We start from the raw sequence: 4,963 nt of genomic DNA, 5'->3' as shown, positions 1-4,963 counted from the left end.
CGAAAATATGGGCAGACGGGCAGGATTTATCATTCGTTACAATTGAATTAACAGACAAGGATGGGACTATTCAGCCCAATGCAGAGAACCAGCTTCTTTTCAATATCAGTGGCCCCGGTGTCATTGCCGGCGTGGGGAATGCTGATTTAAAAGACCTTGGTCCTTATGTTGGAAATACCCGTAAAGCCTGGCATGGACGTGCGCTGGTGGTAATTAAAAGCACTCGACAAGCCGGGGATATTAAGCTTAGGGTAAGCTCATCCGGATTGCCTGATGCAAATGTGACCATCAAAGCCTCAGGCGTTAATCGCTAAGGTTTATGATTATGTAGTTATGATTTGACCTGAAACAGGCTAAATCATAACTATCTAATTTAGCAAAGTACTTTCATTTCTATATTCGTTTGGCGAAAATCCTGTTTCATTTTTAAACATACGGCTAAAGTGTTGAGGATGCTTAAATCCCAATTCATAAGCTATTTCACTGACCGATTTTTTCATATCGAAAATTCGTTCTTTAGCAATGTTGATCAACTTTATTTGAATATGTTCCAGGGGCGATTTCCCTGTTTCCTTTTTGATCAGATCGCCCAGATAATTGGCTGACAAATTAAGTTTATCCGCACAATATTTGACTGAAGGTAAGCCCAATAACATTGGTTTTTCGGATGCAAAATAATCATCCAGTAATGCTTCAAATCTGCTCAAAATATCTTTATTCACATTTGATCGGGTGATGAATTGCCGGTCGTAAAAGCGCACGCAATAATTTAGAAGCAATTCTATGTTTGTCACAATCAGTGTTTTACTGTGCTTGTCGATGGCATGCATCAGTTCTGTTTCAATTTTTGAAAGGCAGTCAATGATGATTTGCCTTTCTTTTTCAGACAGGTGCAGTGCTTCATGCACTTCATAAGAAAAGAAAGTATAATTTTTAATGTTGTGGCCCAATGTGGTGCCATGTAACAGGTCAGGATGAAAGAGCAATGCCATTCCTTTGGGTTTGGGCCTGGGAATCTTCTTTTCTATGCTGATAACCTGTCCCGGAGCCATAAAAACAAGTGTCCCTTCCTGATAGTCATAATAATTACGCCCGTATTTAATGTCTCCACAATTGACATCCTTTAAAAATATTGTATAAAAACCCAGACTCATTCGCGGAATAAATTGTGTTTGTTGGGATTTTGAAAAATCAATAACACTAACCAGGGGATGAAATGTCTCCAGTCCGAACATTGAGTTGTATTGAGATACATTCTCCATCTTTACTATTTCATTCATAGCCTTTTGCATTAAATTTACTGCAAAGGTAAGGCTCTTTTTCAACATTTTAGTCGGTTGAAAATCATAATCAGTAAAATTGGTACAAGCTCCAGTAATTTATGTACAAAACGAACTAAAACCTCAAACTATTTTTGTGCTGGATAAAAATGCGAATATGCTATTCAAAAATAAAATTTCAAGGTCAATAATAATTTTCCTGTTATTTTATTGATTTTTAGTAACTTATTAAAAGCGCAAAATATGTGAGTTTTAAACAAGAAACAGCAAGGTATTATTCCCATTGCTACTTTGACCGCAAAAGGTGATTTAGTTAATTTGAAAACTGCATTAAATGAAGGACTGGATGCAGGGCTTACCGTAAATGAAATAAAGGAAGTACTGGTACAACTTTATGCCTACTCAGGTTTTCCAAGAAGTTTAAACGGGATTAGTACTTTTATGTTGGTTATGGCCGAGCGTGAACAAAAAGGCATCAAAGATGAAATGGGTAAAGAAGCAAATCTTCTTCCTGCCGATAAAAGCAGTCTCGAATTGGGGACAGAGGTTCAATTGCAGGAAATCGTTATCCGGATGATTTGGAAAAAAGAACCGGCCGTTAAATTTTAAATTATATTGACAAATTAAAGTGGATTTTTAAAATGAATAAGAAGGTATTAGTTCTATCCTCCAGCCCGCGAAGGGGTGGAAATTCAGATTTGTTATGTGATCAGTTTGCAAAAGGTGCCGAAGAGGCAGGAAACAGGGCTGAAAAGGTTTTTTTAAAGGATAAAAAAATCAATTATTGCACGGGATGTGGGACATGTACTATTGCAGGACGGGGATGTCCTCAGAAGGACGATATGGCTGAAGTCCTGGATAAGATGATTTCTGCGGATGTCATTGTGATGGCTGCACCTGTTTATTTTTATACCATGTGCGCTCAGATGAAAACCTTGATTGACAGAACCTGTTCGCGGTATACTGAAATCACTAATAAAGATTTTTATTTCATTGTAACCGCTGCGGATAATAGCAAACCGGCTATGGAGAGGACTTTGGAAGGATTCCGGGGATTTAATTCCTGCCTTAACGGAGCTGAAGAAAAAGGAGTGATTTATGGAACCGGTGCCTGGAAAATCGGCGACATCAAAAGGGGAGATGCATTGAAAAAGGCATTTGAAATGGGCAAAACAGCTTAATAATTAAGATAAAAATATAAATAAGGAGATAAAAATATGTTCAACTTTGATTTTTATAATCCGACACGGATTTTCTTTGGTAAAAACAGGCTGGATGTTCTTGATAAGAATGTTCGGGCCGATGCCAAAGTATTAATAACCTTTGGAGGCGGAAGTGCCAAGAAAAGCGGCCTTATCGATAAGGTTAAAACTAATCTTGGTAACAGAAAGATTTATGAATTCGGCGGAATTGAACCCAATCCCCGTTACGAAACTTTGGTAAAGGCAGTAGAAATAGTCCGTAGCGAAAATATTGATTTTATAATTGCTGTGGGCGGTGGCTCTGTGATTGACGGTACTAAGTTTATTTCACTTGCTTCACATTATAAAGGTGATTTGCATGATTTGTTGAAATTTGGATTCATGCCGATTCCTTTTGATGTAGTGAGCTCAGTTGTACCTTTCGGTGTAGTCTTAACATTACCGGCTACCGGTTCTGAAATGAACAACGGGGCGGTTATCAGTTATGAACATGGAAAATTCCCGGTTATGTGCGAATTGGCATTCCCGAAATTTTCGATATTGGATCCTGCTCTTACTTTTACGCTTCCCAAGGTCCAGGTGGCCAATGGCGTGGTAGATGCGTTTGTTCATACCGGAGAACAATATATCACCTATCCTGTAGATGCTAAAGTACAGGATAGGATGGCGGAAGGTATTTTGCAGACATTAATTGAAATCGGAACAACTACAGTTGCCGAACCGGAAAATTATGACGCTCGCGCCAATCACGTCTGGAGTGCAACCATGGCTTTGAATGGGATAATTGCCGTAGGAGTTCCACAGGACTGGGCTACACATATGATCGGACATGAACTTACTGCATTATTTGGCATCGACCATGGCCAAACTTTGGCAATTATATATCCAGCGTTACTTGAAATAAGACGCGAGCAAAAACGTGCAAAAATTTTGCAGTATGCAGAACGGGTTTGGCATATTACGGATGGTAACCAAGATGAAAAGATAGATCTGGCCATTCAAAAAACCAGAGAATTTTTTGAAAGCCTTGGGGTGAAGACTCATCTTTCTCAGTATGGAGTTACTTCCGATAAAATACCGGTCGTTGTTGAACAGTTAAAAGTTCATGGGTTGACGGCACTTTCGGAAACACAGGATATTACTTTGGAAGTAAGTCAAAAGATACTTGAAAAAGCATTCTGATTTTTATTTGAGAAATATATAGTCTTAATGTTTAGTATCAGGCATGTTCAGAAATATTTTCAAACATGCCTGACTTTCTTAATCAATAAAAGCAACCCTCAATTAATATGGAAAATTTGGAAACAATCAGTAAAAATGCAAAATTGATAAGTAATACCTCATTTGAAGGTGAACGTCCTTTGTTTGCGACAAATGATATCCGGTTGGAAAACGTGAAATTTTTTCCGGGCGAATCGGCCATTAAAGAAAGTAATCATGTGGAAGCTTACAATTGTGAATTTCAAAGCAAATATCCGTTTTGGCACAATGATAACGTTTTGATTGATGATTGTTTATTTACCGAAGGAAGCAGAGCTGCAATCTGGTATTCGAAAAATATCCGGATGTTTAATACCAGGGTGGAAGCACCCAAAATGTTCAGGGAACTCAACGGACTGTTCCTTGAAAATGTCAAACTTCCAAATGCCGCCGAATGTTGCTGGAATTGCCACAATTTGGGGCTTTATAATGTGGAAGTAAATGGCGGCGATTACATCTTTATGAATAATACCGACATAAAGATTGACGGTTTTAAGTTACAGGGGAATTATTCTTTCCAGTATGACAAAAACGTTGAGATACACCATGCTGAAATTAATTCAAAGGATGCTTTCTGGAACACAGAGAACGTAACAATTTTCGACTCCGTCATCAACGGGGAGTACCTGGGATGGCATTCCAAGAACCTGAGGTTAGTCAATTGTAAAATATCAGGAACACAACCTTTGTGTTATGCAACAGATTTGATCATGGAGAATTGTACTCTGTCCGATGATTCCGACCTCTGTTTTGAATATTCCACGTTGCAAGCTCAGATCAATGGTCCTATTATCAGTTTAAAAAATCCGAAAGGCGGCAGTATAACCGCAAAAAGCGTTGGTGATATTATTATCAATGAAAACTGTAAAAATCCTGGAGCTTGTCAAATTCATGTAGAAAATAACTAAAGAATGGAGTGACGAAACATCCATGACGGGCAAGTGCAATACAATGGAACATGACTAAATGTATGGAGTTCCCATCTGATCAATGAAATACAAATTTTCAAACAGATGAAGCGAACATGTTTGTGAACAGACACCAAGCATTGATGAATATAGAAAACATGGAGTCACAGGCAACATTCTAAATGTTAATTATTTACGTATGCAATACAATTTTGATGAAATAATTCCTCGAAGAAACAGTAATTCTTATAAATGGGATTCGGCGAAAACTGATGATATTCTGCCCATGTGGGTGGCCGATATGGATTTTCGT

At 38.2% G+C, this 4,963-nt stretch carries 5 protein-coding genes and 1 pseudogene; 5 read left to right on the top strand and 1 reads right to left on the bottom strand.

Annotated elements, in window-relative coordinates:
- A partial coding sequence (locus Q8907_12660; protein MDP4275120.1) for a beta-galactosidase occupies positions 1–314 on the top strand: 314 nt, incomplete at its 5' end.
- Positions 315–368: 54 nt separating this feature from the next.
- Here Q8907_12660 and Q8907_12655 read toward each other — a convergent pair.
- The gene (locus tag Q8907_12655) at positions 369–1,280 is read right to left on the bottom strand and encodes a helix-turn-helix domain-containing protein (GenBank protein MDP4275119.1); all 912 of its coding nucleotides are present in this window, start codon (positions 1,278–1,280) and stop codon (positions 369–371) included.
- Positions 1,281–1,544: 264 nt separating this feature from the next.
- Between Q8907_12655 and Q8907_12650 the strand changes: the two are divergent.
- The 4 genes and pseudogenes from Q8907_12650 to Q8907_12635 all read left to right on the top strand — a co-directional run bounded on the left by Q8907_12650 (position 1,545) and on the right by Q8907_12635 (position 4,650).
- Positions 1,545–1,889 (top strand): annotated as a pseudogene (locus Q8907_12650) (carboxymuconolactone decarboxylase family protein).
- Positions 1,890–1,921: 32 nt separating this feature from the next.
- Positions 1,922–2,461: a flavodoxin family protein gene (locus Q8907_12645; protein ID MDP4275118.1), complete on the top strand. Its 540-nt coding sequence runs from the start codon at positions 1,922–1,924 to the stop codon at positions 2,459–2,461.
- 36 nt (positions 2,462–2,497) lie between these two features.
- Positions 2,498–3,664: an iron-containing alcohol dehydrogenase gene (locus Q8907_12640; protein MDP4275117.1), complete on the top strand. Its 1,167-nt coding sequence runs from the start codon at positions 2,498–2,500 to the stop codon at positions 3,662–3,664.
- 107 nt (positions 3,665–3,771) lie between these two features.
- Positions 3,772–4,650 carry a DUF3737 family protein gene (locus tag Q8907_12635; GenBank protein MDP4275116.1) on the top strand — a complete coding sequence of 293 codons (879 nt, stop codon included), beginning with the start codon at positions 3,772–3,774 and terminating at the stop codon, positions 4,648–4,650.
- The last annotated feature ends 313 nt before the right edge of the window (positions 4,651–4,963 follow it).

The sequence above is a fragment of the Bacteroidota bacterium genome, from assembly GCA_030706565.1.
Taxonomy (GTDB): Bacteria; Bacteroidota; Bacteroidia; order Bacteroidales; family JAUZOH01; genus JAUZOH01.
This window is presented reverse-complemented; position numbering and strand designations above follow the sequence as displayed.